Annotated in this window: 21 protein-coding genes and 1 pseudogene; 8 read left to right on the top strand and 14 right to left on the bottom strand. The window is 59.7% G+C overall.

The features are described 5' to 3' along the window. Nucleotides 1-93: 93 nt before the first annotated feature. The 8 genes and pseudogenes from AC6I6U_RS00215 to AC6I6U_RS00180 form a co-directional block, all read right to left on the bottom strand. Complete coding sequence (locus AC6I6U_RS00215; protein ID WP_497880095.1) at nt 94-786, bottom strand: hypothetical protein; 693 nt, start codon at nt 784-786, stop codon at nt 94-96. 206 nt (nt 787-992) lie between these two features. After that, nucleotides 993-1,508, bottom strand: coding sequence for a hypothetical protein (locus AC6I6U_RS00210; protein WP_497880094.1), 516 nt, complete (start codon nt 1,506-1,508; stop codon nt 993-995). Continuing rightward, nucleotides 1,505-3,637: a site-specific integrase gene (locus AC6I6U_RS00205; protein ID WP_497880093.1), complete on the bottom strand. Its 2,133-nt coding sequence runs from the start codon at nt 3,635-3,637 to the stop codon at nt 1,505-1,507. Before AC6I6U_RS00205 ends, AC6I6U_RS00210 begins: the two co-directional genes overlap by 4 nt. Next, on the bottom strand, nt 3,634-6,069 hold the full coding sequence (locus tag AC6I6U_RS00200; RefSeq protein WP_497880092.1) for a tyrosine-type recombinase/integrase: 2,436 nt from the start codon (nt 6,067-6,069) through the stop codon (nt 3,634-3,636). Before AC6I6U_RS00200 ends, AC6I6U_RS00205 begins: the two co-directional genes overlap by 4 nt. Continuing rightward, on the bottom strand, nt 6,066-7,334 hold the full coding sequence (locus tag AC6I6U_RS00195) for a tyrosine-type recombinase/integrase (RefSeq protein WP_497880091.1): 1,269 nt from the start codon (nt 7,332-7,334) through the stop codon (nt 6,066-6,068). The genes AC6I6U_RS00200 and AC6I6U_RS00195 overlap by 4 nt, the downstream gene beginning before the upstream one ends. 138 nt (nt 7,335-7,472) lie before the next feature. Beyond that, nucleotides 7,473-7,997 (bottom strand): annotated as a pseudogene (nadE, locus tag AC6I6U_RS00190) (NAD(+) synthase); the annotation flags it as partial. Nucleotides 7,998-8,032: 35 nt separating this feature from the next. Next, nucleotides 8,033-9,232 (bottom strand): nicotinate phosphoribosyltransferase, encoded by a 1,200-nt coding sequence (pncB, locus tag AC6I6U_RS00185; RefSeq protein ID WP_497880090.1) that lies wholly within the window; start codon nt 9,230-9,232, stop codon nt 8,033-8,035. Between the two features lie 239 nt (nt 9,233-9,471). Then, the gene (locus tag AC6I6U_RS00180) at nt 9,472-10,368 is read right to left on the bottom strand and encodes a LysR family transcriptional regulator (RefSeq protein WP_497880089.1); all 897 of its coding nucleotides are present in this window, start codon (nt 10,366-10,368) and stop codon (nt 9,472-9,474) included. A 140-nt stretch (nt 10,369-10,508) separates the two neighbouring features. On the opposite strand from AC6I6U_RS00180, the gene amaB reads away from it, so the two are divergent. The 8 genes from amaB (at nt 10,509) to AC6I6U_RS00140 (ending at nt 20,439) form a co-directional block, all read left to right on the top strand. After that, nucleotides 10,509-11,999 (top strand): L-piperidine-6-carboxylate dehydrogenase, encoded by a 1,491-nt coding sequence (amaB, locus tag AC6I6U_RS00175; protein ID WP_497880088.1) that lies wholly within the window; start codon nt 10,509-10,511, stop codon nt 11,997-11,999. Between the two features lie 187 nt (nt 12,000-12,186). Then, nucleotides 12,187-13,470 carry an L-pipecolate oxidase gene (gene amaA / locus AC6I6U_RS00170; RefSeq protein ID WP_497880087.1) on the top strand — a complete coding sequence of 428 codons (1,284 nt, stop codon included), beginning with the start codon at nt 12,187-12,189 and terminating at the stop codon, nt 13,468-13,470. Between the two features lie 363 nt (nt 13,471-13,833). Beyond that, nucleotides 13,834-14,964 (top strand): branched-chain amino acid ABC transporter substrate-binding protein, encoded by a 1,131-nt coding sequence (locus AC6I6U_RS00165; protein ID WP_497880086.1) that lies wholly within the window; start codon nt 13,834-13,836, stop codon nt 14,962-14,964. Between the two features lie 169 nt (nt 14,965-15,133). Further along, nucleotides 15,134-16,048 (top strand): ABC transporter permease subunit, encoded by a 915-nt coding sequence (locus AC6I6U_RS00160; RefSeq protein ID WP_497880085.1) that lies wholly within the window; start codon nt 15,134-15,136, stop codon nt 16,046-16,048. A gap of 3 nt (nt 16,049-16,051) precedes the next feature. Then, complete coding sequence (gene livM, locus AC6I6U_RS00155; protein WP_497880084.1) at nt 16,052-17,350, top strand: high-affinity branched-chain amino acid ABC transporter permease LivM; 1,299 nt, start codon at nt 16,052-16,054, stop codon at nt 17,348-17,350. After that, complete coding sequence (locus AC6I6U_RS00150; RefSeq protein WP_497880083.1) at nt 17,347-18,222, top strand: ABC transporter ATP-binding protein; 876 nt, start codon at nt 17,347-17,349, stop codon at nt 18,220-18,222. The genes livM and AC6I6U_RS00150 overlap by 4 nt, the downstream gene beginning before the upstream one ends. Continuing rightward, nucleotides 18,219-18,935 carry an ABC transporter ATP-binding protein gene (locus AC6I6U_RS00145; protein ID WP_497880082.1) on the top strand — a complete coding sequence of 239 codons (717 nt, stop codon included), beginning with the start codon at nt 18,219-18,221 and terminating at the stop codon, nt 18,933-18,935. Before AC6I6U_RS00150 ends, AC6I6U_RS00145 begins: the two co-directional genes overlap by 4 nt. A 739-nt stretch (nt 18,936-19,674) precedes the next feature. After that, on the top strand, nt 19,675-20,439 hold the full coding sequence (locus AC6I6U_RS00140) for an SDR family oxidoreductase (protein ID WP_497880081.1): 765 nt from the start codon (nt 19,675-19,677) through the stop codon (nt 20,437-20,439). Nucleotides 20,440-20,874: 435 nt separating this feature from the next. Here AC6I6U_RS00140 and AC6I6U_RS00135 read toward each other — a convergent pair whose 3' ends face one another. From AC6I6U_RS00135 to AC6I6U_RS00110, 6 genes are all read right to left on the bottom strand, one after another. Continuing rightward, nucleotides 20,875-22,023 (bottom strand): AGE family epimerase/isomerase, encoded by a 1,149-nt coding sequence (locus tag AC6I6U_RS00135; RefSeq protein ID WP_497880080.1) that lies wholly within the window; start codon nt 22,021-22,023, stop codon nt 20,875-20,877. Between the two features lie 249 nt (nt 22,024-22,272). Continuing rightward, nucleotides 22,273-22,845 carry a HupE/UreJ family protein gene (locus tag AC6I6U_RS00130; protein WP_497880079.1) on the bottom strand — a complete coding sequence of 191 codons (573 nt, stop codon included), beginning with the start codon at nt 22,843-22,845 and terminating at the stop codon, nt 22,273-22,275. 25 nt (nt 22,846-22,870) lie between these two features. Then, a complete protein-coding gene (gene ureG, locus AC6I6U_RS00125; RefSeq protein WP_497880078.1) occupies nt 22,871-23,485 on the bottom strand; it encodes an urease accessory protein UreG in 615 nt (204 codons plus the stop codon). 9 nt (nt 23,486-23,494) lie between these two features. Beyond that, a complete protein-coding gene (locus AC6I6U_RS00120; protein ID WP_497880077.1) occupies nt 23,495-24,169 on the bottom strand; it encodes an urease accessory protein UreF in 675 nt (224 codons plus the stop codon). Further along, nucleotides 24,166-24,666: an urease accessory protein UreE gene (gene ureE / locus AC6I6U_RS00115; protein WP_497880076.1), complete on the bottom strand. Its 501-nt coding sequence runs from the start codon at nt 24,664-24,666 to the stop codon at nt 24,166-24,168. The genes AC6I6U_RS00120 and ureE overlap by 4 nt, the downstream gene beginning before the upstream one ends. Before the next feature lie 184 nt (nt 24,667-24,850). Next, a complete protein-coding gene (locus AC6I6U_RS00110; protein WP_497880075.1) occupies nt 24,851-25,483 on the bottom strand; it encodes a TetR family transcriptional regulator in 633 nt (210 codons plus the stop codon). Between the last annotated feature and the right edge of the window lie 86 nt (nt 25,484-25,569).

Genomic DNA, 25,569 nt, shown 5'->3' with positions numbered 1-25,569 from the left:
TAGCTATGACTGGCCTGCGCGATTTTACATGCAGGCCTTTTTCTGAAGGTGTGTTTGCCGGAAGCTTACCGCCAATTACGCAGGCGGGCAGCATCACCAGCCTGAGTAATGAGTTACGAGCAGTCCCCACTCCCTTATCGCTCTTCCATCTGCTCGCAAAACTCCAAGTGCTTCAGCTGCAGAAATCTTGGTCGGGCAGCCACCTATCAGGTAGAAATCGTCCTTTCCTGGGGAATATAGGTGAAGCAGCGTAAGTACCATCACACGCTGTAAAACGGTCATTTCTCTGTATGCCTGGCGCATCGCTTTTAACCCCTCAGGATCAGGCTCTGACCGATCATGATCGAAGCCGCTAGGACGCATGCTGTAATGACTACCTTGTTGGATCCCCCACGGCTTGCTGTGAGTGAAGCAGGCACCCAACTCGTATTTCTTTACGATGTGCCAAGCGACCTCTCCGAACTTTTCCCCTCGTTCCTCGGTTGACCAGTCAATCGGTGGAGGTACCTGGCAAACCTTCGCCAATGCGGCGACTTCAGTGCCGTCCATACAACTCACTTTTTCAACCAGGTCGATCAGCGTGTATCCGGGAAAGCGACCGGCTGCAAACGTCGGGTTGATGGCGGCGTATGCAGCGAGAGCAACCGGCTGCTGAGAGTGATGCACATGGCCGTGGCTCGCGACATCGATGTCTGTGAACGCCCAGATCCCCGAAGACACTTCATGGACACCCAGTCGGTGTAGCAATGCTGTCGCTTTTTCCGATGGGTCGGCGAAGATTTCCATCTTGGGAGTGCTCCTGATAAGGATAAGAGATGCGGATCTGCCTTCCCCATACTAGGCTACTACGCTTGTCTTCCAACGTTCTGCAACAGCATGGGGTAACAGAGAGCTAGCTGTGGCACCTAGGCCCTCTGAAGGCTAGATTTGGGGGAGGAGGGGCGGCCCCAAGACGCGTGTCACCCTACGCTCGGGTCGATTCTGCCCCTACATCATTCAGCCTGAGGGAGGCCGTGTTTAAGACGCGTAAGCTCCTCCTCTTGTAAGGCCAGCGCGTCCTGTAGCTTGTTGACCTCCAGATTCAGCCTATTGATAGTCTGCAGGCGTTCTTGTGAAAGCCTCATATGGATATTGCGACTGTCTTCCGTCTCCCTCAGCGAATTGTTCAATGCTGTATTAGCTTCACGGGCAGCTTGTAATTGGGTAAACCAATAGATGACCTCAAGCCTGCATTGCTCTAGCAATACCTCTGGCGATTCCGGAGCCGCTTTGGCTATTGCTGCATCTTTCTTTTGCTGTACGCGTCGCTCTTTGATTTCCTGAAGTTTTTCTAGGGGCCACTTGCGGTTATAAATGGTGTTCCTGTGAACGCCAGACAGCCTAGCCAATGAGGAAGCAGAGGCAGAAAGTGAAGCATCTTTTTCTAACCTGCGTAGAGCTTCCTTAAGCTGCTCCGTAACAGCTTCAAATTGTTCGCTATTCTTATCATCGTATGGAGCCGAACTCATACTACCAATTCCTCTCCCAGCCCCTCAAGCACGGCCTTGGCCTCTTCAATAGCTGCTTTCAACTGGGCAACCGATTTGTCGAAGTCACCATGAATTATCTCGCTGGATGACTCGAACTTCTTCAGAGCAATCGTGTTCTGCACATATACCTCACGCCACTTTGGCGCATTGGCTTTAGTCACGAAGGCATTTTTACACCGGGTGGGATTACACCGAAGTGAGCCAATACATGGCAGAGAAGCATCGAACTCTTCTGTGGCCTCACCGTAACAGAAGCCTTGGCCTACGTTGATGACAGCGAAGTCGTTCTCCACCATCCGATCAAAAATTTCCTCTTTGGTATAGCCAGCCTCGATGTAGCCTTGGTAGTACTTTTTGAGCCGCTCCCGATACGCTTCTGCGTGCTCACCGACATAGCTGCCATCGGGGTCACAGGTATTCATGACCAATTCAAGCTCAGCCTCATGCCGGATAGACCTCCCGACGGCCCTGCCTCCGTCAGCAGTAAGAGCCTCACCAATGCCGCCATAGTCAATAGTGACGGCACTCACGCGATTCTGACCTATTGCACCCACTACGTTTCCGAAGTGCTTCAGCTGGTAGGAAACAAAAGGAAGCCCTACCGCAGCTCTCATCATTTGATGCGCCAATGAGTGCCGTAGTGTGTAAGCAGATACATCCAGTTCTTCGAGTTCATCAAATTCTAAAACCTCTGCTAAGAATGCGCATAGCACATATGTGAAGTTTCCGATTGACTTGGCATTATCTTGTTCGCCAGGGGCAACAGTGTTCATGTTGGCTAGCAGATAAGGGTGCTGCTTGAATCGGTTCAGAATTTGAAGGGTGCGCACTGCGTCCATCACAATAGGAATTGCTGCCCATTTATCTCCAAAGAGCTTACCTGCCAGTTCGCGATTCTTGATTACGGTGCTCAGGATCAGGTTGTGGCCAAAGTCGTCTACGTCCAAGCAGCCTTCAGCCATGATACCCGACAGCTCGGACGGCCTCATGCCTGTATACTGACCAATAACGAAGTATGCGCTGTTGCTCACATGCGTGAGGTACTGATAAAAATCATCGTCCATGTTTGCTTGGGTCAGCAGGCAAAGGGCATCTTTGTTTTTGAATAAACCGTCACGCCGCGATTGCGATGACCAATACTCAGGGTCTTTATAGTAAAGGAAAGGTTCGATCTCCTTTCCGGTATAGCCTCTTGAGGACATCCTGATTGCAACATAGATATCAAAATTCTTTTTGGTAAGCTTGACCTCTGCGGCTGCGTTGTAGCCATCCGCTGTCACACGTTCAAGTCCGTCTTTATCATTGATCGGTTCTTTCAATGCTCTGAGGAAGTCAACGATAACAAAAGTCGCCTTGCGAGAGCACTTTTCAAAAATTCTATTGCTGAAGTGTTTTTGCCTTTCCCTTTTTTTCGGATTGGTTACGCTGTTTTGCTTCCATTCCAAAGTGTGCATTTCGATATAGGGGAGAGACCTAGCAAACAGGTTTTCATGCAAGAAGTGAGATCGCAGATATTTGAAACCCTGGTTTGTCGCGTTCCTGAATGCGCGATCATGAACCTTGGCTTCTTCTATATAGTCATTTTCGCGAAAGTCGGCGAGGCTGTAATATGACAGCTCAAAAAAATCGTCACCTTGCTCACGCCGCTTTCGCTCACACATCTTGTCGTAGAACGGTATTACCGCTTTAAAGATATCGCACACTGTGTGAGGTTTAGGAGTGACTAACCGTTCACCTTGGCGAATTGCTCCAGGCATTTCAAGCGCACACATGAAGGCAATCTTCAGCTCAAACAAGATCGTGCTATTGAGGTTTGGGTAATTCGTAAAGTCGATCCTCGACTTTGAACCCTCAACGAGCCTTGCGACTGGTTCTGCTTCGTCAGTGAAGTCCCACACGGGATCCCCGAGCACGCTGAGCTTGCTCACGGGAAGGTTCATGAGGGCATTGAAGACCGCTACAGGGTCATACAAAGCGCTGCTCTGGTGTTGACCAGCCTCTGCTCCCGCATACCCTGCGTAAAGCACATTCTGGGCGCTAAGCAGGCGTACGAAGTGCTCCCTCACCGACTTGATTTGGTAGATCAAGGTATCCAGCGTTGCGATCATAGGGTCATTCCTTCTACCAAAGTGCTCGTGAGGATGTGTTCAGAGAGGCGCTCTGCGTGCTCCAGCTGCTCCGCATCGAACCCTTGGGCTGATGGCGTCAGGATGCTATCCAAGGTCTCTAGGTTCTCTCGGATGACGCGTCCATACGGCGTCCGACCTACACCAGTGGTATCCATCATAGTTCGGTAGTCACGCCGCATTGCGAACAGGTCTGGCAGGTTGGAAACCGAGATAATGCTGTTCCGGCAGGACAGGCACTTGTTCAGCAGTGCGCAGGGGTTGCCCTCCACGTAGCCTGGTGAATTACGGATCTCTGCCGGTGGATCGTAAACGTTACGGCACTCCACCAAGCCAGTCCTGATGATGACCGCCGGTGAGCTAGGGTCATTGACGGCGTCGACGTTAGTATTGGCCGGTGTCTGGATGTCCCCACCGCTCGCCTGGGCCAGCACGTATTCCTTGTGAATTTTCTTTAGTGCTTCATCAACAATCTTTCTCGCCGTCTTGCTGAACTCCAGCTTGTCGAGATAGCCGATCGTGGTGCTGGCATGCTTGTGTCCGAGAATCATCTGAATCTCTCGCAGTGACACATCTTGCTCTACCAGCTCCGCAACAAGACTAGGCCTCAACCTTGAAGCTGAGATCGACAAATCGCTGCCGTCGTCTTTCTTCAGGTTATGATCCTTGGCAAACCGGTTCATCATCAAGTTGATAATGTTAGAGTTCTCAAGAGACTTTATTTCTCGATATTCAGACATCTTCTGCGATTCATAAATGAACAGCCTGCTTTTTATGACTGGAGCAGCGCGCTCACGGATGTGACGGGTCAAGAAAGCAACATCTTTGAAAATTTTTTCAACTTCCACGCTTTGTGCAACGCTCAGCCACGTGAGGTCAGCATGAAACAAATCAAGATGATAGAATTTTTCCCCACCTGACCGTTCTTTCCAGTAGCGCAAATAGGGCCGCTTGGTGATTTCGTGGCTCTTAACAAAGTCATCTAGGTCGAGTGTTTTTAGCGAGTCCGCGTTAAGTCCCGTGACCTGCGCTAAGCGGACTACATACGGTGCTATTAGGCGGGAGGTAAGTTCATAGATCACGCCCCAGCTGGCATAAATGTCAGCAATGCCCATCTTGGAGTTTCCAAGGATCTTGGAAAAGCCCTTCTCATAGGGATTGTTGTCATCAGCAAAAGCTGCGCTTACCCGTTGGTAGTTGAGTTTGTTTTCAAAAATCCATCTGGCGTTTTCTAATGTGCCAAGACCGTTCTGTATATGGCCTTTGTCGTTGATCGGGTCGCACCCGCCATCGAATCTTACGTAGTCGGCTGCAAGTTTGTTTGTTTCCCAGATTTCCGACTCGCATGCATCTTTGATTATAAGGCGCTCACGTTGGGAGTATGGGCGGTACTCGTCGGTAGAGCGTGTTGTCTCGAAACCTTCGGTATCTAAAAACGATGTAAAGCCGATACCTTTTATCTTGAGTGCGCGATTCAGCATTTTGCGAGCGGATGAAACTGTGTCGTTCGCTGTGTGTGGTGACATTGCACCTATGAATACTTGTTCTTTGAGATGGTTTCGCAAGCGTGCCAAGTAATTAGGTGTAATGAGTTCAAGTGCGTGTTCAGTGCCTGTGAAACCAATTCCTTTCAGGTGTTGGCTGACTTGCCTGAAACCCTCGACGAAACCCAGTTGTCCTGATAGTGACTTTGTTCCCATGGATGCTGCGGCAAACATATGGAAGACTTGCACGAAGGGGCGTGCAGGATCAATTGGTACCAATTCGTTGAGGTGCGAGAGAGGGATGGCGCGCAAAGTATTAAGCTGTTCCTGCCAAGTCTCTCCTTTTTGCGACTCTTCCCTCTTCTGTTCAGTTTCAGCATTTCGCTCGGCAACGGTCTTGTAGTCGCTTTTGATCACGCCGCGCTTTTTCAGATCTTCTAGTATTTCGTTGAAGGTCTCTTCGACAAGAGGAATGTTCAAGCGCGCCCACTTAAGGTTACCCATACCTGGTACTTTGTCCAGGCACTTACTGACAGAGATGGTCTGCCCGAAAACTGGAATGGCCTGTTTTTCTGAATCCGAAAGGCCTTCGTACCAATCAAGCAACTTCCGCCGCCATTCGTTGGCAATCGAGTTGTGTCCAGGGATAATGATTTTTTCGTCAATCATTTTCTGGATAACCGAGTTTAGGATCTCAGTTCTAGTTTTGAAGACGTTGTAACTGCTATCCAACTGTTTCTCTAAGTAGACAGGAGCGACAGCCGGCTCGCCTTTTTGACACAACTGAACTCCGAGCAGATTTTTCCTGCTAGATTTTATGCCGGCGGCCCAGTTGTCGATCTCTCGCGTGATATCGCTTTCCAAGCGCTTGCGCTTGGCTGTCTTCTCTTCAACTTCTTGGCGGATGTCTTCAGGAGATTCGGTATTCATTTTTTGTCTCCTGTACGGATTCGCTTGGTAGTTCTTTCCCGAAGCAATTCCATCTCGCTGGCTTTGGTCTTAATTAGCTCGCTCGGCTCAGCAAGCAATTGATACAGATCCAGTGGGATAAGCGTGTATCCCTCGGACGTCATCTCTCGTTGGTGCCCATATGACTTCGAAAGCGTGACGAGACGATCCAGATAGTCTTTGCCTAGGTCTGGGCTATTGAGAATCGCGTAGGCACCGCCGTGCCTGAGTTTGTGGGGCGAGATGAGCCGCCTGATCTTCTTGGCTTTCAAAGCACGCTTGGTCACACGATCGAAGAGCTTTTCAATGCTTTTGGTTTTGTAGGGATCACCGTGAGCGTTGAAGAACGCTGGCGTCTCCTCAGGGCTCGGGTACCGTTTGGCGAAACGACGGTACAGAGGGGTCTTGTGGTAGTCCTCAATCCGCTCCAGCGTCGTCCGACTGACCAGTGTCGTGCGAGGTTTGATCTGGTTCCTATTACCCTTGCTCCCTGCGATGTGGAGTGGGCAGTAGGGCGCCTTCATCGGTTTGACGTGCGTACCAGCCTGGGTGATGAACTGGAGCTTCTGGTAATCAAGCGCATCCCGTATTGCCTGAAGCGTGATCCTAGGGACTTCTGACTCCCGCACTCCCGTGTCGTACACGGCCTGGATCAAGCACCGCTCACGCTCCGATACTGCGTGCAGAATCAGCTGCTCCAGCTCGTCCATGCTGCAGGGCTGCACGATCCCGAGGGCGTTCGCTTTGCCTCTCCAAATCAGCCCTGTTTCGTACGGATTGTCTTCCCGGATCGCCGGGCCATCATCGTACGGGTTACACAGGAACGTCTTGAACATGTGGAGATGGGCTGAGTCCCTTCCCTTAATAGTCTTGGGCGCCAAGCCGGCATCATTCAGCCCCGCAAGGTAGCTCTCCAGCCTACCTACCGTAACGCTCAGCAGCGCATCGTCACGGTTGCTGGTCTCATATTCCTCCAGGGTCTTCAGGTGCTCCACCAGGTACATGATTCGGCTTGCGTACGATGTGGTGCTTTGGTCAGCAAGCTTATTCTTCTGGAGGTTGCGGCACAGGTACTCGGAGGTCAGAGGTTGTAGTTGTTCTCCACTCCCCATCAACACGCACCCTGATACCTTCACTTCGGGATTCTTCCCTTCAGGCTGGGCTAGGAACTGCTCACGGAACTCCCCTTGAGCTAGGACTGAATAGCTCAGGTCGAGGGGCTTATCTTTGACTGTGATCACCTTCATACGCGCACCACCTTTGGATTCCGTTCCAGCCTTCTGGGGAACAGGCGGTGTGCATTATGGGCGGGGATTGGAGATGCTGGGAAGGGTGTGGAATGGGCTGTACAGAGGGGGTTGTGCAGTTTAGTGTAGGGGGGTAGAAATCACCGCTTCGGCTGCATGGTCGGTGCCGATCACCAGGCCGCTGGCGGCCCCGGCGATGGTGTATTGGGCGACCATGCGCATCCGCGCCTTGGTGTTGCCGAGCACGAAGTCCCGCGAGCCCGCCGCCTTGCCTTCGAATGCCGCGACTTCCGCCGCCAGCGCCTTGACTGCCGGGCCGATGTTCACGGTATGGCGTTCGTCGGGGTTGATGAAGTCCACCGAGGCGGTTGCGTCGTGCTCATCGAACTGCACTTCATAGGGCAGGCGCACTGCGATGAAGCGGTATTGCTCGTCACCGCTGCGCTCGCGCAGTTCACGCACGGCGCGCTGGGCCAGCAGGCCGGCAGTCAGTGAATCGACGCCGCCGCTGATGCCCAGCACCAGGGTCTTGAGGCCCGAGTTCTGCAAGCAGTTCTGGATGAAGGTGACGCGCCGGGCAACCTCGGCCTCAAGGGCGGCCTGGTCGGCGAACGGCGGCTGGACCTTGAGCTGCTCGGCAATCTGGCGCTGTACGGCTTGCATGATTCACTCCTTGCTGGGGATTCGATCGAAACGGATTAATCGGCTACCTGGAACACGTGGCGCAGGTAGGAGACGAAGTTCGGGTCCTTGCACTGGGCCTTGCCCGGCTCATCGGAAATCTTCGCCACGGGCTGGCCGTTGCAGGCGGTCATTTTAAGCACGATGCTCATCGGCTCCACCCCGGGAATGTCACAGGTGAGGTTGGTACCGATGCCGAAGCTGACATTGATCCGACCGCGCAGGGCACGGAATATCTCCAGGGCCTTGGGCAGGTTGAGGCTGTCGGAGAACACCAGGGTCTTGCTCATCGGATCGATGCCCAACTGGTGGTAGCGGGCGATGCATTTTTCGCCCCACTGCACCGGATCGCCCGAGTCGTGGCGCAGGCCGTCGAACAGCTTGGCGAAGTACAGGTCGAAATCCTTCAGAAACGCGTCGGTGGTGATGCAGTCGGTCAGTGCAATCCCCAGCAGGCCGCGGTACTCGCGGACCCAGCAGTCGAGCGCAGCGATCTGGCTGTCGATCAGCCGTGGGCCCAGTTGCTGGTGGGCCATGATCCATTCGTGGGCCATCGTACCCAGAGGTTTCATGTCGAATTCGCGGGCCAGGTGCACGTTGCTGGTGCCGACGAAGCGTCCGGGGAAGTCATGCTTGAGCACGCTCACCACTTCCTCCTGGACCCGGTAGGAAAAGCGCCGGCGGGTGCCGAAATCGGCAACCTGCAACTGCGCCAGCTCGTCGGCGCTGGCGTTGGCGGTCAGCCAGTCGAACTTGCGATACAGCTGTTCGCGGGCCTGGTTCAGCTCGGTTTCCTGGTAGCGATAGCGGTTGCGCACCTCGCTGACGATCGCCAGCAGCGGCACCTCGAACAGGATCACATGCAGCCATGGGCCGCGCAGGCGGATGAACAGCTCGCCGTTCTCGATACCGGTGTGCACGTAGCGCAGGTTGAAGCGGAACAGGCCGAGGAAACGCAGGAAGTCCGGCTTGAGAAAGCTGATGCGTTCGAGAAAGCTCAACTGGTCGGCGCTCAGGCTCAGTTCGGCCAGGCGCTCGATCTGGTAGCGGATTTCCGCGAGGTAGGGCTGCAGGTCTTCGCTGTTGCGGCAGCGGAAGTCCCATTCGACTTCGACGTTGGGGTAGTTGTGCAGCACCGCCTGCATCATGGTCAGCTTGTAGAAGTCGGTGTCGAGCAGGTTCTGCACGATGCGATCGCCAAAGGCCTTATCGCTCATAACGGGTGTCTCCATGCCGGTCGACGCTGATTGCGGCGTTGCGGCAGCTTTTGGGTGAATATTGCTAGTGGCGCATATCAAGGGGCGGTTTTACCAGCGATTTCTGCTGACCTTGGGGCCTCTTCGCGAGTAGCCCTGCTCCTGCAAGGGACTGCGGCCAACTGTAGGAGCAGGGTTTGCCCGCGAAGAGGCCCGCCAGGGCACCACAGGCCTCAATGGCCAGCAGGGCGCCAAGGCGGCTAGGGGCCTTGGATCTGTTCCTGCATCCAGTGCACGAAACTCTTGACCTTCGGTACCTCCGCCGAATGCTCCGGGTAGGCCATGTAATAGGAATCTTGGCTGGGCATCGCGTGCTGCCAGGGGATTACCAGCTTTCCGTCGGCCAGTTCCTCTTCCACCAGGAAGCGCGGCAGCAGCGCCACGCCACAGCCGACCTGTGCCGCGCGAATGCACATGTAGAAGGTCTCGAAGCGCGGCCCGTGGTAACTGTGTTCGGTGTGATAGCCCTGGTCGTCGAACCAGTCGTGCCAGGCCTGGGGGCGCGAGGCGTTCTGCAGCAGGACCAGCTCGCTCAGTTGCGTCGGGTCTTCGAGTGGCCGATCGGGCAGGCTGGAGGGCGCGCAGACCGGCACCAGTTCTTCGCCGAACAGTTTCAGGCATTCGGTACCCGGTCGCGAGCCCTGGCCGAAAAAGAACGCCAGGTCACTGCGGCCCTGCAGCAGGTCGTCGGCTTCCTGTTCGCTGCACAGGTCCAGATGGATATGCGGATGGCGCAGGCGCCAGCCCTTGAGTCGTGGTACCAGCCAGCGGGCGCCGAAGGTCGGGGGCGTGGAGACCCGCAGGACTTCGGTTTCGCCACCGTAGGAGCGCAGGTAGTGGGTCGACATCTCCATCTGGGTCAGGATTTTCCGGACTTCCACCAGGTACAGGTCTCCTGCCGGTGTCAGTTGTAGCCGGCGACGCACTCGGCGGAACAGCAGGTGCTGGAGCAGTTCTTCAAGCTGCGCGACCTGCTTGCTGACCGCGCTCTGGGTCAGGTTCAGTTCTTCTGCCGCACGGGTGAAGCTCAGGTGGCGGGTGACGGCCTCGAAACATTGCAGGGCGGTGATCGAGGGCAGGTGTCTTTTATTCAGCATGAACGGGCCTTTTCTTCTGTTTCTTGCGCAGCATGAATAAACGGAATGATATCTCGCCTAAACGTCGTTTGTTGGCAAGTCTGAACACCGCTACAACTACAGTCTGAAGTTTTCCGATTTCCGTTTGGAGGAGTGCCCCCATGGTTGCCGTATTGCTCGATCGTCTTGGTGTTGACCCGGCGCTGTATCAACAGGGCAGGCAGCCCGTGCATTCGCCGATCGACGGCAGCCGTATCGGCTCTGTGAACTGGCAGGGCCCGGCGGAGGTCGAGCAACAGGTCGGCCGGGCCGAGCGGGCCTTCGAGGCCTGGCGCAAGGTGCCGGCACCGCGCCGTGGCGAGCTGGTGCGCCAGTTCGGTGAGGTGCTGCGCCAATACAAGGCCGACCTCGGCGAGCTGGTCTCCTGGGAGGCCGGCAAGATCACCCAGGAAGGCTTGGGCGAAGTGCAGGAGATGATCGACATCTGCGACTTCGCGGTTGGCCTGTCGCGCCAGCTGTACGGCCTGACCATCGCCTCGGAGCGTCCTGGCCACCACATGCGCGAGACCTGGCACCCGCTGGGCGTCGTCGGCGTGATCAGCGCCTTCAACTTCCCGGTCGCGGTCTGGGCCTGGAACACCGCGCTGGCGCTGGTCTGCGGCAACCCGGTGATCTGGAAACCGTCGGAGAAGACCCCGCTGACCGCACTGGCCTGCCAGGCGCTGTTCGAGCGCGTACTGAAGGACTTCAGCGATGCGCCACCGTACCTCAGCCAGGTCATCATCGGTGGTCGCGACGCAGGAGAGGCGCTGGTCGACGATCCGCGCGTGGCGCTGGTCAGCGCCACCGGCAGCACCCGCATGGGCCGCGAAGTGGCGCCCAAGGTCGCTGCCCGCTTCGCCCGCAGCATCCTCGAACTGGGCGGTAACAACGCGATGATCCTCGGCCCGAGTGCCGACCTGGACATGGCGGTGCGCGCCATCCTGTTCAGCGCCGTCGGCACCGCCGGCCAGCGTTGCACCACCCTGCGTCGGCTGATTGCCCACGAATCGGTGAAGGAAGAGATCGTCAGCCGGCTCAAGGCCGCCTACGCCAAGGTGCGTATCGGTCATCCGCTGGAAGGCAACCTGATCGGCCCGCTGATCGACAAGCACAGCTTCGACGCCATGCAGGACTCCCTGGAGCAGGCCCTGAGTGAAGGTGGTCGGGTGTTTGGCGGCAAGCGTCAGTTGGAAGAGCAGTTCCCCAATGCCTATTACGTCTCGCCAGCGATCGTCGAGATGCCCGAGCAGAGCGACGTGGTCCGCCATGAGACCTTTGCACCGATTCTCTACGTGATCGGCTACAGCGACTTCGCCGAGGCCCTGCGTTTGAACAATGCGGTGCCGCAAGGGTTGTCGTCGTGCATCTTCACCACTGACGTGCGCGAGGCCGAGCAGTTCATGTCGGCGGTAGGCAGCGACTGCGGGATTGCCAACGTCAATATCGGCCCCAGCGGTGCCGAGATCGGCGGTGCGTTCGGTGGTGAGAAAGAGACCGGTGGCGGTCGTGAGTCGGGCTCCGATGCCTGGCGCGGCTACATGCGCCGCCAGACCAACACCGTCAACTACTCGCTGGAGTTGCCGTTGGCCCAGGGTATCGTCTTCGACTGACACTGGTGCCGGGTAGCCTTGTGGCGAGGGGGCTTGCTCCCGCTGGGTCGCGAAGCGGCCCTGAAATCGGTGTTCGCGTATATCGGGATGCAGGCGTCGACCGGCCTGCGACTGCTTCGCAGTCGAACGGGGGCAAGCCCCCTCGCCACATTCAAGTGGCTGTTGGGTTTCGTTTTGGAGTCTGGCAATGGCGTTACGTGAAGAATGTCTATGGGAAAGCCTGACGCCACAGCGACCTGAGGCGCCGCGTTTCAAGGGCGAACTGAGCGTCGATGTCTGTGTCATCGGCGCCGGCATCACCGGCCTGTCGGCCGCGATCCACCTGCTCGAGCAGGGCAAGCGTGTCTGCGTCCTGGAGGCCCACCGCACCGGCCATGGCGGCTCCGGGCGCAATGTCGGGTTGGTCAACGCCGGGCTGTGGATTCCACCGGATGACATCGAGGCCGGTTTCGGCGAGGCCGTCGGCAGCCAGCTCAACCGCATGCTCGGCGCCGCGCCGGCGCTGGTCTTCAGCCTGGTCGACAAGTACGGCATCGATTGCCAGTTGCGTCGCGAGGGCACCTTGCACATGGCCCACAACGCCCGTGGCGAGGCGGACCTGCGCAGTCGTGAAGAACAATGGAAGCGCCGTGGCGCGCCGGTGGAGCTGCTGACCGGCAATGCCTGCGAGGCCGCTACCGGGACCCGCAAGATCGCTGCCGCCTTGCTCGATCGGCGAGCCGGTACCCTCAATCCGATGGCGTACACCTCGGGCCTGGCCAAGGCCGCTGCAGGATTGGGCGCCCGGTTGTTCGATCATTCGCCGGTCACCCGGCTGGAGCGCCAGGGCCAGCGCTGGTCGGTACAGACCGCCGACGGCGCGGTCAGCGCCGAGCAGGTGGTGATGGCCTCCAACGCCTACACCGAAGGCGAGTGGACCGAGCTGCGACGCAACTTCTTCCCCGGCTACTACTACCAGGTCGCTTCCGCTCCGCTGGATGATGACGTCGCGAAGCAGATCCTGCCTGGCGGCCAGGGCTCCTGGGATACCCGCCAGGTACTCAGCAGCATCCGCCGTGATGCCGCCGGCCGGCTGCTGCTGGGCAGTCTCGGCAACGGCAACCAGAAGCCCGCCTGGTTCCTGCGGGCCTGGGCCGACCGGGTCCAGCAGCACTATTTCCCCTTCCTGAAAAAGGTCGACTGGGAATGCACCTGGACCGGTTGCATCGCCTTCACCCCTGATCACCTGATGCGCCTCTTTGAACCCGCCCCCGGACTGGTGGCCGTCACCGGCTACAACGGGCGTGGCGTCACCACCGGCACGGTGGTCGGCAAGGCGTTCGCCGACTACCTGTGTAACGGAAATCCTCAGGCATTGCCGATCCCCTTCGCCCCCATGCGCCCGGTGCCGGCAGTCGGCTTGCGCAGTTGTCTGTACGAGATCGGCTTCTCCCTGTATCACGCGGGCCAGTGCTTGCGGGTTGTCATTTGATACAACAAAAGCGCCAATCCGAACGGCGCTTTTACCCAGCGCCACTATCCTGTACTGGTGCGCGATGTAGCAGTCGCGCACTGTGAGTGTGCACTTCGGTGACGCACGTTGTTACAGGGCGGTTGCACGCGGATAGATGCCTTGGTTGCAGTAGTGGCACCTGTCGGTTGCACCTTTATTTGATAGAGGTTCTACCTTCAGCGATTTAGACGGTTGCACGCCCAGTTAAAAAGGGCTCGAAACAGTCCAGAAAACCATAAGACAGCGACTTTTTTAAGAACAAAAAACCGATGGCACGCCCCTTGCTCTGAGCATGGAGTGAAGTCGCAGTGCCAAACTAAAAAAACATTGGAGCACCACCTCATGTCCCAGAAGTTCAAAAAAGGCTTTGTCGCCCTCGCAGTGGCTGCTGCGCTGGGTGTTTCCGCGTTTGCCCAGGCTGATCTGAAAATCGGTGTTGCCGGTCCCATGACCGGTGCCAATGCGGCGTTTGGCGAGCAGTACATGAAGGGGGCACAGGCTGCAGCGGACGTGATCAACGCAGCCGGTGGGGTGAATGGCGAGAAGATCGTCCTGGTCAAGGGGGATGACGCGTGCGAGCCGAAGCAGGCGGTGACGGTCGCCAAGGACCTGGCCAACCAGAAGGTGGCCGGTGTCGTCGGGCACTTCTGCTCGTCCTCGACCATCCCGGCGTCGGAGATCTATGACGAAGCCGGCATCATCGCGATCACGCCTGGTTCCACCAACCCGCAGGTGACCGAGCGCGGCCTCTCCGCGATGTTCCGCATGTGCGGCCGTGACGACCAGCAGGGCATCGTGGCTGGCGACTACATCGTCGACGTGCTCAAGGGCAAGAAAGTCGCGGTGATCCATGACAAGGACACCTATGGCCAGGGCCTGGCCGATGCGACCAAGGCACAACTGATCAAGCGCGGCGTGACCCCGGTGATCTACGAGGGCCTGACCCGTGGCGAGAAGGACTTCAGCGCCCTGGTGACCAAGATCCGTGCAGCCGGTGCCGACGTGGTCTACTTCGGTGGCCTGCACCCGGAAGCCGGCCCGCTGGTCAAGCAACTGCGTACCGAAGGCCTGAAGGACGTCAAGTTCATGTCCGACGACGGCGTGGTGACCGACGAGCTGGTGACCACCGCTGGCGGTCCGCAATACGTCGACGGCGTCTACATGACCTTCGGTGCCGACCCACGCCTGCTGCCTGACAGCAAGGCGGTCGTCGAGCAATTCCGCAAGAACGGCACCGAGCCCGAAGGCTACACCCTGTACGCCTACGCCTCGATCCAGGCCCTGGCCGCCGGCTTCAGCGGCGCCCACTCCAACAAGGGTGAAGACGCCGCCAAGTGGCTCAAGTCCAATCCGGTCAAGACCGTGATGGGCGAGAAGGCCTGGGATACCAAGGGCGACCTGAAGGTTTCCGACTACGTGGTCTACCAGTGGGACGCGAGCGGCAAATACCACCAGCTGGAAAAACAGAAGTGACATGAGCCGGCTGGCCGGCCCTGCGGGGGCCGGCCGGTCGTCACGCGTGTCCGTGCAGTTACCTGTCTTTTCTCGTAGAACTGCACATGGCTGTGCTGCGACGGCGGTTGAACCCCGGTCCGTCGCGGTGCGCTTCTGTGCAGTCTCTCAACGTGCGTGAGATTGCGTTATGGATGGTATTTTCCTGCAGCAACTGGTCAACGGCCTAACCCTCGGGTCGGTCTATGGCCTGATCGCCATCGGCTACACAATGGTCTATGGCATCATCGGCATGATCAACTTCGCCCATGGCGAGGTTTACATGATTTCCGCCTACCTTGCGGCGATCAGTTTGGCCCTGCTGGCCTATTTCGGTATCGAATCCTTTCCGTTGCTGATGCTCGGCACGCTGCTGTTCACCATCGTCGTCACCGGCGTGTATGGCTGGACCATCGAGCGTATCGCCTACAAGCCCCTGCGCAACTCCACCCGGCTGGCGCCGCTGATCAGTGCCATCGGCATTTCGCTGATCCTGCAGAACTACGCGCAGATCAGCCAGGGCGCCCGGCAGCAGGGCGTACCGACGCTGCTCACCGGTGCCTGGCGCATCGATGTCGGCAGCGGCTTCGTCCAGCTCACCTACACCAAGGTGTTCATCCTGGTGGCCGCGTTTCTCGGCATGGGCGTGCTGACCTACATCATCAAGTACACCAAGCTGGGGCGCATGTGCCGTGCCACCCAGCAGGACCGCAAGATGGCCTCGATCCTCGGGATCAATACCGATCGGGTCATCTCCTACGTGTTCGTCATCGGTGCGGCCATGGCGGCCCTGGCCGGTGTGCTGATCACCATGAACTACGGCACGTTCGACTTCTACGCAGGTTTCGTCATCGGCATCAAGGCGTTCACCGCCGCAGTGCTCGGCGGCATCGGCTCGCTGCCGGGAGCGATGCTGGGCGGGATCATCCTCGGGATCTCCGAGTCGCTGTTCTCCGGGCTGGTCAATTCGGACTACAAGGACGTGTTCAGCTTCTCGCTGCTGGTCCTGGTCCTGGTCTTTCGGCCGCAAGGCCTGCTCGGCCGTCCTCTTGTGTCGAAGGTGTAAGCCATGTCCACTGCCACTGAAAAATCGCTCGATATCAAGAAAAGCCTGGTGGATGCCATTCTGGCCGGCCTGATCGCCCTGATCGTCTTCGGCCCGATCGTCGGCGTCGTCCTGGATGGCTACAGCTTCAACCTGGAACCCAAGCGCGTCGCCCTGCTGGTGGCGATCGTGATGTTAGGCCGCTTCGCCATGAGCCTGTACCTGCAGACCTCGAGGGGACGGCGGATTCTCGACAGTTTCGAGGGCGGCGGCTCCGGGGTGCACGTGCTGGCGCCGGACTACAAGTCGCGCCTGCGCTGGATCATCCCGATCATGATCGCCATCGCGGTGATCTTCCCGGTGTTCGCCAACTCCTACCTGCTGGGCGTGGTGATCCTCGGCCTGATCTACGTGCTGCTCGGGCTCGGCCTGAACATCGTGGTCGGCCTCGCGGGGCTGCTCGACCTCGGCTACGTGGCGTTCTACGCCATTGGTGCCTACGGCCTGGCCCTGGGTTACCAGTACCTCGGCCTGGGCTTCTGGACCGTGCTGCCGCTGGCGGCCATCTGCGCGGCGCTGGCCGGTTGCATCCTGGGCTTCCCGGTGTTGCGCCTGCACGGCGACTACCTGGCGATCGTGACCCTGGGCTTTGGCGAGATCATCCGCCTGGTGCTCAACAACTGGCTGTCGCTGACCGGTGGCCCGAACGGCATGCCGGCGCCACTGCCGACCTTCTTCGGCCTGGAGTTCGGCAAGCGGGCAAAGGATGGCGGCGTGCCGTTCCATGAGTTCTTCGGCCTCGCCTACAACCCCGACGTGAAGTTCTACTTCATCTACGCCGTGCTCTTCCTGGTGGTGCTGGCGGTGCTCTACATCAAGCACCGGCTGACCCGGATGCCCGTTGGCAGGGCCTGGGAAGCGCTGCGTGAAGACGAGATCGCCTGCCGCGCCATGGGCCTGAACCACGTGCTGGTCAAGCTCTCGGCGTTCACCCTTGGCGCATCGACGGCGGGCCTGGCCGGGGTGTTCTTCGCCACCTACCAGGGCTTCGTCAACCCGACCTCGTTCACCTTCTTCGAGTCGGCGCTGATTCTCGCCATCGTCGTGCTCGGCGGCATGGGCTCGACCATTGGCGTGGTGATCGCCGCGTTCGTGCTGACCGTCGCCCCGGAACTGCTGCGCAGCTTCGCCGAATACCGGGTGCTGCTGTTCGGCGTACTGATGGTGTTGATGATGATCTGGCGCCCTCGCGGCCTGATCCGTATCAGCCGTACCGGGGTTGCCCCGCGTAAGGGTGCCTTGCATGAGGGGGCCGCACGATGAAAGACGAAATCATTCTCTCGGTCGAGAAGCTGATGATGCACTTTGGTGGCATCAAGGCCCTCAGCGACGTCAGTCTGCAGGTCAAGCGCAACTCGATCTTCGCCCTGATCGGTCCCAACGGCGCCGGCAAGACCACCGTGTTCAACTGCCTGACCGGTTTTTACAAGGCCTCCGGTGGACGCATCGAGCTCAATACCCGTGGCCAGGCGACCAATGTGATCCAGCTGCTGGGCGAGTCCTTCCGTGCCAGCGACTTCGTTTCACCGAAGAACTTCGCCAGCCGCCTGTACTACAAGATGTTCGGCGGCACCCACCTGGTCAACCGGGCCGGGTTGGCGCGGACCTTCCAGAACATTCGCCTGTTCAAGGAAATGTCGGTGCTGGAGAACCTGCTGGTGGCCCAGCACATGTGGGTCAACCGCAACCTGCTTGCCGGTATCCTCAATACCCGGGGCTATCGCCAGGCCGAGAGCGACGCCCTGGACACGGCATTCTATTGGCTGGAAGTGGTCGACCTTGCTGACTGTGCCAACCGCCTGGCCGGTGAGCTTTCCTACGGCCAGCAGCGTCGCCTGGAAATCGCCCGGGCGATGTGCACGCGGCCGCAGATCATCTGCCTCGACGAGCCGGCTGCTGGCCTCAACCCCCAGGAGACCGAAGCGCTGAGCGCGATGATCCGGCTGCTGCGCGACGAGCACGATCTGACCGTGGTACTGATCGAACACGACATGGGCATGGTGATGAGTATTTCCGACCACATCGTGGTACTGGACCACGGCAACGTGATCGCCCAGGGCGGACCCGAGGCGATCCGCAACGACCCGAAAGTGATCGCGGCCTACCTGGGTGCGGATGAAGAGGAACTGGTATGAGTCAGGCTATCCTCGAACTGGTCAACCTGGACGTGTACTACGGGCCGATCCAGGCCCTGAAGAAGGTCTCGCTGCACATCAACGAAGGTGAAACCGTCAGCCTGATCGGCTCCAACGGGGCCGGCAAGTCGACGCTGCTGATGTCGATCTTCGGCCAGCCGCGGGCGGCAGGTGGGCAGATTCTCTACCGTGGTGTCGACATCACCCAGAAATCCTCCCACTACATCGCCTCCAACGGGATCGCCCAGTCGCCGGAAGGGCGCCGGGTGTTTCCCGACATGACCGTGGAAGAGAACCTGCTGATGGGGACCATCCCCATTGGCGACCAGTTCGCCAGCGAGGACATGCAACGCATGTTCGAGCTGTTTCCAAGGCTCAAGGAGCGGCGCAACCAGCGAGCCATGACCATGTCCGGCGGCGAGCAGCAGATGCTTGCCATCGCCCGGGCGTTGATGAGCCGGCCCAAGCTGTTGCTGCTCGATGAACCGAGCCTGGGCCTGGCGCCGATCGTGGTGAAGCAGATCTTCGCCACCCTGCGCGAGCTGGCGGCCTCGGGGATGACCATCTTCCTGGTCGAGCAGAACGCCAACCATGCACTGAGGTTGTCGGACCGGGCCTATGTGATGGTCAACGGGCAGATCCGCCTCAGTGGCACCGGCAAGGAATTGCTGGCCGACGAGGAGGTGCGCAACGCCTACCTGGGCGGGCATTAGGTCGAGCGAACAGCTCTATCCACAGGAACGCCCCGCGACCTTGTCGGTCCGGGGCGTTTTTCTTATCCACGGCAGGCCGGTGAAATTGTGGAAAACGCAGTTGAAAACTTCGCGGGGTGCGACATGAAACCGCTGCAAACAGTTGTTTTGTCACAGTTTTGACTTGTCCCCGTTTGCTGTGGAATCGGCTGTGGGTAACGTGGGAGTACTTGGCTGCAGGCCTTGAAATACGTGGCTTGCAGAGTGTTGTTTGTTTTTTGATCAATAGGTTTTTGCTGAGCTCGTGGCGCATTTGTCAACAGGTTTATGGAGATTGCCATGGGCCTGAAAGTGACTGGGGAAGACTGTGGATAACTCTGTGGGCAAACTCTGGAAAGACCGCCGCGGACGGCGTAGCTACTGGCTTGGAGCCATCCTACGGAAATCCCCAGGGTGTTGTCGGTGCCCGGTTGCTGCACATGGGGTTGTTCGAGGTCAAGAAAAAAACTTTCGAAACAGGGCTGCAGGCCTTGTGGATAGCGGCCTGGCGCTTTTCGAGTTGCCCCCGGAAATTGTGGAAGGGGCTGTGGATAAGGTGCGCACATCGGGCTCCAGGGCACGGTTTGCCTGGGTTATAGAAATTTGATCGTTTTTTGCACAGTCTGCTGTTGAAACGCGCCGCGCAGTTGCTGGCCTCCGTCGGGCCGGGCATGCTGGGACTTTATTTCAGGCTGTAACCGAGCCGAGCAAGGAGAACACGATGACATCCACGCTGTTTATCACGGGCGCCACTTCCGGTTTTGGCGAGGCTTGTGCCCGTCGTTTTGCCGAGGCCGGCTGGAAACTGGTGCTGACCGGGCGTCGCGAAGAGCGTCTGAATGCCCTCTGCGCCGAGCTTTCCAAGCAGACCGAAGTGCATGGCCTGGTGCTCGACGTGCGTGACCGCGAGGCCATGGAGACTGCCATCGCCAACCTGCCGCCGAGCTTCGCCAAGCTGCGTGGGCTGATCAACAATGCCGGGCTGGCCCTGGGAGTCGATCCTGCGCCCAAGTGCGATCTGGATGACTGGGACACCATGATCGATACCAACATCAAGGGCCTGGTGTACAGCACCCGGCTGTTGTTGCCGCGGCTGATCGCCCACGGGCGTGGTGCGAGCATCGTCAACCTCGGTTCGATTGCCGGTAACTACCCGTATCCGGGCAGCCATGTGTATGGCGCGAGCAAGGCGTTCGTCAAACAGTTCTCGCTGAACCTGCGTTGCGACCTGCAGGGTACCGGCGTACGGGTCAGCAATATCGAGCCTGGCCTGTGTGAAAGCGAGTTCTCGCTGGTGCGCTTCGGCGGCGACCAGGCGCGCTACGACGCGACCTATGCCGGTGCCGAGCCGATTCAGCCGCAGGACATTGCCGAGACTATCTTCTGGGTGATGAACACGCCGGCGCACGTGAACATCAACAGCCTGGAACTGATGCCAGTGAGCCAGACCTGGGCCGGGTTCGCGATCGAGCGCAACAAGACCTGACGTTCAATGTGGCGAGCGGGCTTGCCCGCGCTGGGCTGCGTGGCAGCCGTGACGTCGGCGGGCTCGTTGTGTCTGAAGGATTGCGGTGGCAGGTTTCGGGGCCGTTTCACGGCCCAGCGCGGGCAAGCCCGCTCGCCACAAGGGCTGCTCGGCACAAAGGTTGCTCGGCACAGGGCCGCTCATCAAGAGAGCCGGCTCATCACTCTGCTGCGGGTTAGTCCAGGTAGTCGGCCACGCCGTGTGGTGAGCGGGCTTGCCCGCGCTGGGCTGCATGGCAGCCCTGAAGTCTGCGAGCTCGTTGTGTCTGAAGGATTGCGGTGGCAGGTTTTTTGGGGCCGTTTCACGGCCCAGCGCGGGCAAGCCCGCTCGCCACAAGGGCTGCTCGGCACAAAGGTTGCTCGGCACAGGCGGCCGCTCATCAAGAGAGCCGGCTTATCACCAAGCTGTGGGGCAGCTCAGGTAGTCGGCCAGGCCGTATAGGCAGGTCGCCAGGTGATAAGGCGTGGTCGATGGCATGTCCGCGCGGCTGACGACGCCCCGCGCATCCAGGCATTCATTCCAGCCGCCCTTGTGCATGAACTGCGTGTGCAGGGCCTGGAGCTGGCGCTGCAGACGTACCGAGTTATCCACACGCAAGGTCAATGCCCGCAGATACTCGGCCTGGGCCCAGATCCGCTGGGTCGCATCCTGTACCTTCCCATCGATGGCCAGCATCGCGCTGACCGCTCCGCCTTGAGGATCGACACCGGTCTGCTCGGCATACTCGAAACCCCGCTCCAGCGACTGGTGCAGCGCGCAGCCGCGGAGCACGGTCGAGGACTCTAGCAGGAACAGCCATTCGAACTGATGACCCGGCTCGAACCAGTTATCCACAGTGCCCAGCGGCTTTTCCAACATCACACCGTGCTGGCGGTCGACAAAGCGCTTTTGCAGGGCCGCGACCAGAGCCAGCAGATCGCGTTGCACGGCAGCATCCTCGCGTGCCGAAAGCGTTGCGAGGAAGGCTTCGGCCAGGTGCATGAGGGGGTTCTGCAAGGGGCCGCTGCCCAGCGATGACCAGTCGCGTTCCAGGTTCGCTTCATACAACCCGTCGCCGGTGGCGAAACGCACGGCGATCACTTCCAGCGCGGCATCGAGTACCGATTCCACCAGCGGCTCACGGACCTTGGCCCAATAGTGGGCGCAGGCGAACAGGATGAATGCGTGGGTGTAGAGGTCCTTGCGCGTGTCCAGCGGCGCACCGTGGGCGTCGATGCTGTAGAACCAGCCGCCGTGCTCGGCATCATGGAAATGCCGCTGCAGCGAGCGGAACAGCGCAGCGGCGCGGGTGCCTGCGTCGGGGAAGGTCGTGTTTCCGATCAGGCTGGAGAACAGGTACAGCTGCCTCGCGCAGGCCATGGCGCGATAGCGTTGCGGCGGCAGTGGCCGATGTTCGGCGTCCAGCGCTTCATAGGGCAATGCCAGCTCGGCATTCCAGCCGGGACCTTGCCAAAGGGGCACGATCACCTGGTGAAAGTGCTGTTGCACGGTGGCGAACAGGCGCTTCAATTCGGGGGTGGCGGCAGAGCTGGAAACATCAGGCATCGGCAGGGGTCGTCGGACAGGAGTTTGCGCCACATTGTAGCAGGCGATTTGTCGTCATGTCAGATACGTGGATTGTGCTGGATCGGTCGGGTGGCGCGGACAAGTCTGTTTGCAACTGGCGATTGGGTTGCTTCATTCGCGGGCAAGCCCTGCTCCTACAGGGCATGGTGTGACGCGGGTCCGCGTTCGACCTAGATTCTGTAGGAGCAGGGCTTGCCCGCGAAGGCGCCCGTCAGGGCACGACGAAACTCAACCCGCCAGCAACCACACCCCAGTCGCGGCTGAAGCTGCTCCGGCGAGGCGTACCAGTGGCGCTGCCGCCTGTGGCAATACCCGCACCAGCGCATAACCCAGGGCGTGCAGGGTCGCCGTTGCCAGCACGAAGCCTGCGGCATACGCCCAGGGGCTGGACATCTCCGGCAGTTCCAGGCCATGGGCCACACCATGGAACAGCGCAAACAATGCCGTCGCGGCTATCGCCAGGCTGACCGGCGGCCGTACCGCCAGCGCCACGGCCAGGCCCAGCGCCAGCACCGAGGCGGCAATGCCACTTTCCAGAGCCGGCAGTTCCAGGCCCTCGAAACCGAGCAGGCCGCCGATCAGCATGGTGCCGACGAAGGTACAGGGCAGGGCCCAGCGTGCCGTACCCTGCTGCTGCGCGGCCCACAGGCCGACCGCGAGCATCGCCAGCAGGTGGTCGATGCCACCGATGGGGTGGCTGATACCGGCGACCAGGCCGCTGTCGCCATGTCCGGGGTGGGCGAAGGCCATGGCTGGAGCCAGCAGCAGGGTGAGGGCGCCAAGGAGTTTCTTCAGGTTCATGGGTAAAATCCTGGTTATTGAATGATCAGGCCGCGGTCAGCAGGCCTTGGCGTTCGATGAAGGCGACGATGGCGTCCAGGCCGTGCCCGGTTTTCTGGTTGCTGAACACGAACGGCTTGTCGCCGCGCATCCGCCGGGTGTCGCCATCCATCATCTCCAGCGAGGCGCCCACCAGTGGTGCGAGATCGATCTTGTTGATCACCAGCAGGTCGGACTTGCAGATGCCGGGGCCGCCCTTGCGCGGCAGCTTGTCGCCGGCCGAGACATCGATCACGTAGATGGTCAGGTCGGAAAGCTCCGGGCTGAAGGTCGCCGACAGATTGTCGCCGCCCGACTCCACCAGGATCAGGTCCAGGCCGGGGAAGCGCCGGTTCAACTGGTCCACCGCTTCCAGGTTGATCGAGGCGTCCTCGCGGATCGCGGTGTGCGGGCAGCCGCCGGTTTCCACGCCGATGATCCGCTCCGGTGCCAGGGCCTGGTTGCGCACGAGGAAGTCGGCGTCCTCGCGGGTATAGATATCGTTGGTGACCACCGCCAGGTTGTAGCGCTCGCGCAGGGCCAGGCACAGGGCCAGGGTCAGGGCGGTCTTGCCGGAGCCGACGGGGCCGCCGATACCGACACGCAGGGGTTGTGCGTTCATCTTGCTCTCCTAGGAACGAAACAGGCGGCTGTACTGGCGCTCATGGGCCATGCACGCCAGGGACAGGCCGAAGGCGGCGCTGCCGATGTGTTGCGGGTCTTGGACACTGGCGGCCTGTTGCGCCTGCTGCAACAGCGGCAGCAGTTCGCTGGTCAGGCGCTGGGCGGCCTGTTGGCCGAGTGGCAGGGTTTTCATCAGCACCGCCAGCTGGTTTTCCAACCAGCTCCAGAGCCAGGCGGCCAGGGCATCCTGGGGGTTGATGTGCCAGGCGCGCGCGGCCAGCGCCCAGCCGAGGGCCAGGTGTGGTTCGTCGTGGCGGGCGAGGAAGTCCCTGGCTGCCTCATCGAGTTCGGGAAGGCCGCCGAGCAGTTGTTGCAGGGAATAGCCCATCTGCCGGCTTTCCAGGTACAGCTCGCGGGTTTCGCGGCTGGCGCGGTGGTCTTCGGCCAGTTGCTCGAGCTGCTGCCAGTCGCCCTGCGCCGCAGCGGTGCAGTGGGCCAGCAGCAGCGGCGCCTCGAAGCGGGCGAGGTTGAGCAGCAGTTGATCGCCGATCCAGCGTCGGGCGCTGGCCGGGTCATGCACCCGGGCCTGCTCCACGGCCATTTCCAGGCCCTGGGAGTAGCTGTACCCACCGATCGGCAGTTGCGGGCTGGCCAGGCGCAGCAGCGCCCAGGCCGGATTCATGTACGCACACCGAACTGGTGCAGGCGTGGTGGGTAATTGAAGTCTTCGTCGCCATGCCGGGAGTGGTGATGGCCACCGCCATAGGCACCGTGTTCCGGTTGGAACGGCGCCTCAATGGTTTCGGTGTGGGCACCGAGCTGTTCGAGCATGGCCTTGAGCACATAGTCGTCGAGCAGTCGCAGCCAGCCGTCGCCGACCTGTAGCGCGACATGGCGATTGCCCAGGTGATAGGCGGCGCGGGTCAGTTCGAAGGCGTTGGCGCAGGTGACATGCAGCAGTTGCTCGGGACGGGCGCAGACGCGAACGATGCGGCCGTCCTCGGCTTGCAGGAACTCGCCGTCGTACAGCGGAGGCTGACCACGTTCGAGGAACAATCCCACGTCTTCACCGTCGGCACTGAAACAGCGCAGGCGGCTTTTGCTGCGGGCCTCGAAGTTCAGGTGGAGTTCGGCGGTCCAGGCGGCCTGGGGGTCGATTCTTCGATGAATCACCAGCATCTTGAGACTTCCAGCAATGAGCAATGCTTGGGCTAGAGCAAAGGGCTTGCCAATCGGAAGAAACCTAGGAAATCCCTATCAGAAAGCGCTGCGCGCCTGAAAAAGGAGCGTAGCGATGTTTCTGAATGTTTCAAGATGGTGCGCGCCGGAGAGACCTGCGTCTTTGTGGTGCGGCGCAGAAAGCTCACTCGGTGCTGCCGAGTCCTTGCCAGTGTTTCAGGCCGATGAAGATGAAGCGCAGTTGCTGGGTGATCTTCGCCTGCGGCGCCAGATACTCGGGCAGCGGTTCCAGCGGCGGGTCGGTGATTTCCGGCAGAGTGGCGAACACGCTCTTGACGATCAGGTCGGCCATGACGGCCAGGCCCTCGGAATCCAGGTGTTGCAGCTTGGGCATCAGGGACAGGTCCGTGGCCAGGTCCGTACTGATGTTCTCGCGCAGGCGGGCGATGGCCTGGCGAACGGGCAGGGAGCCGCCGTACTGTTCGCGGGCGAGGAACAGGAACTGCGAGCGGTTCTGTGCCACGACGTCCAGGAAGATTCGCACCGAGGCATCGATAATTCCGCCCATGACGAACTCGTTATGCCGGACCAGGCGGATGGTTTCCCGGAAGGTCTGGCCCACTTCGCTGACGAGCGCCAGGCCTAGTTGGTCCATGTCGTCGAAATGCCGGTAGAAGCCGGTCGGCACGATGCCGGCGGTTTTTGCCACCTCGCGCAGGCTGAGGCTGCCAAAGCCACGTCCACCGTCCATCAGATGGCGCGCTGCGTCCATCAGGGCATGACGAGTCTGTTGTTTCTGTTCGGCACGGGGCAGCATCGAGGGGACGTTTTCTAGGGACAGGAGCGGCGCACTCTAGCAAATCAGCTTTGCCGGCGTCGAACGTGGGAATAGGGGGCGCAGCG

It is taken from the genome of Pseudomonas sp. UTLPPB19802 (assembly GCF_059730225.1).
Note: the sequence above shows the minus strand (reverse complement) of the source record. Positions and strands in the feature narration are given on the sequence as shown.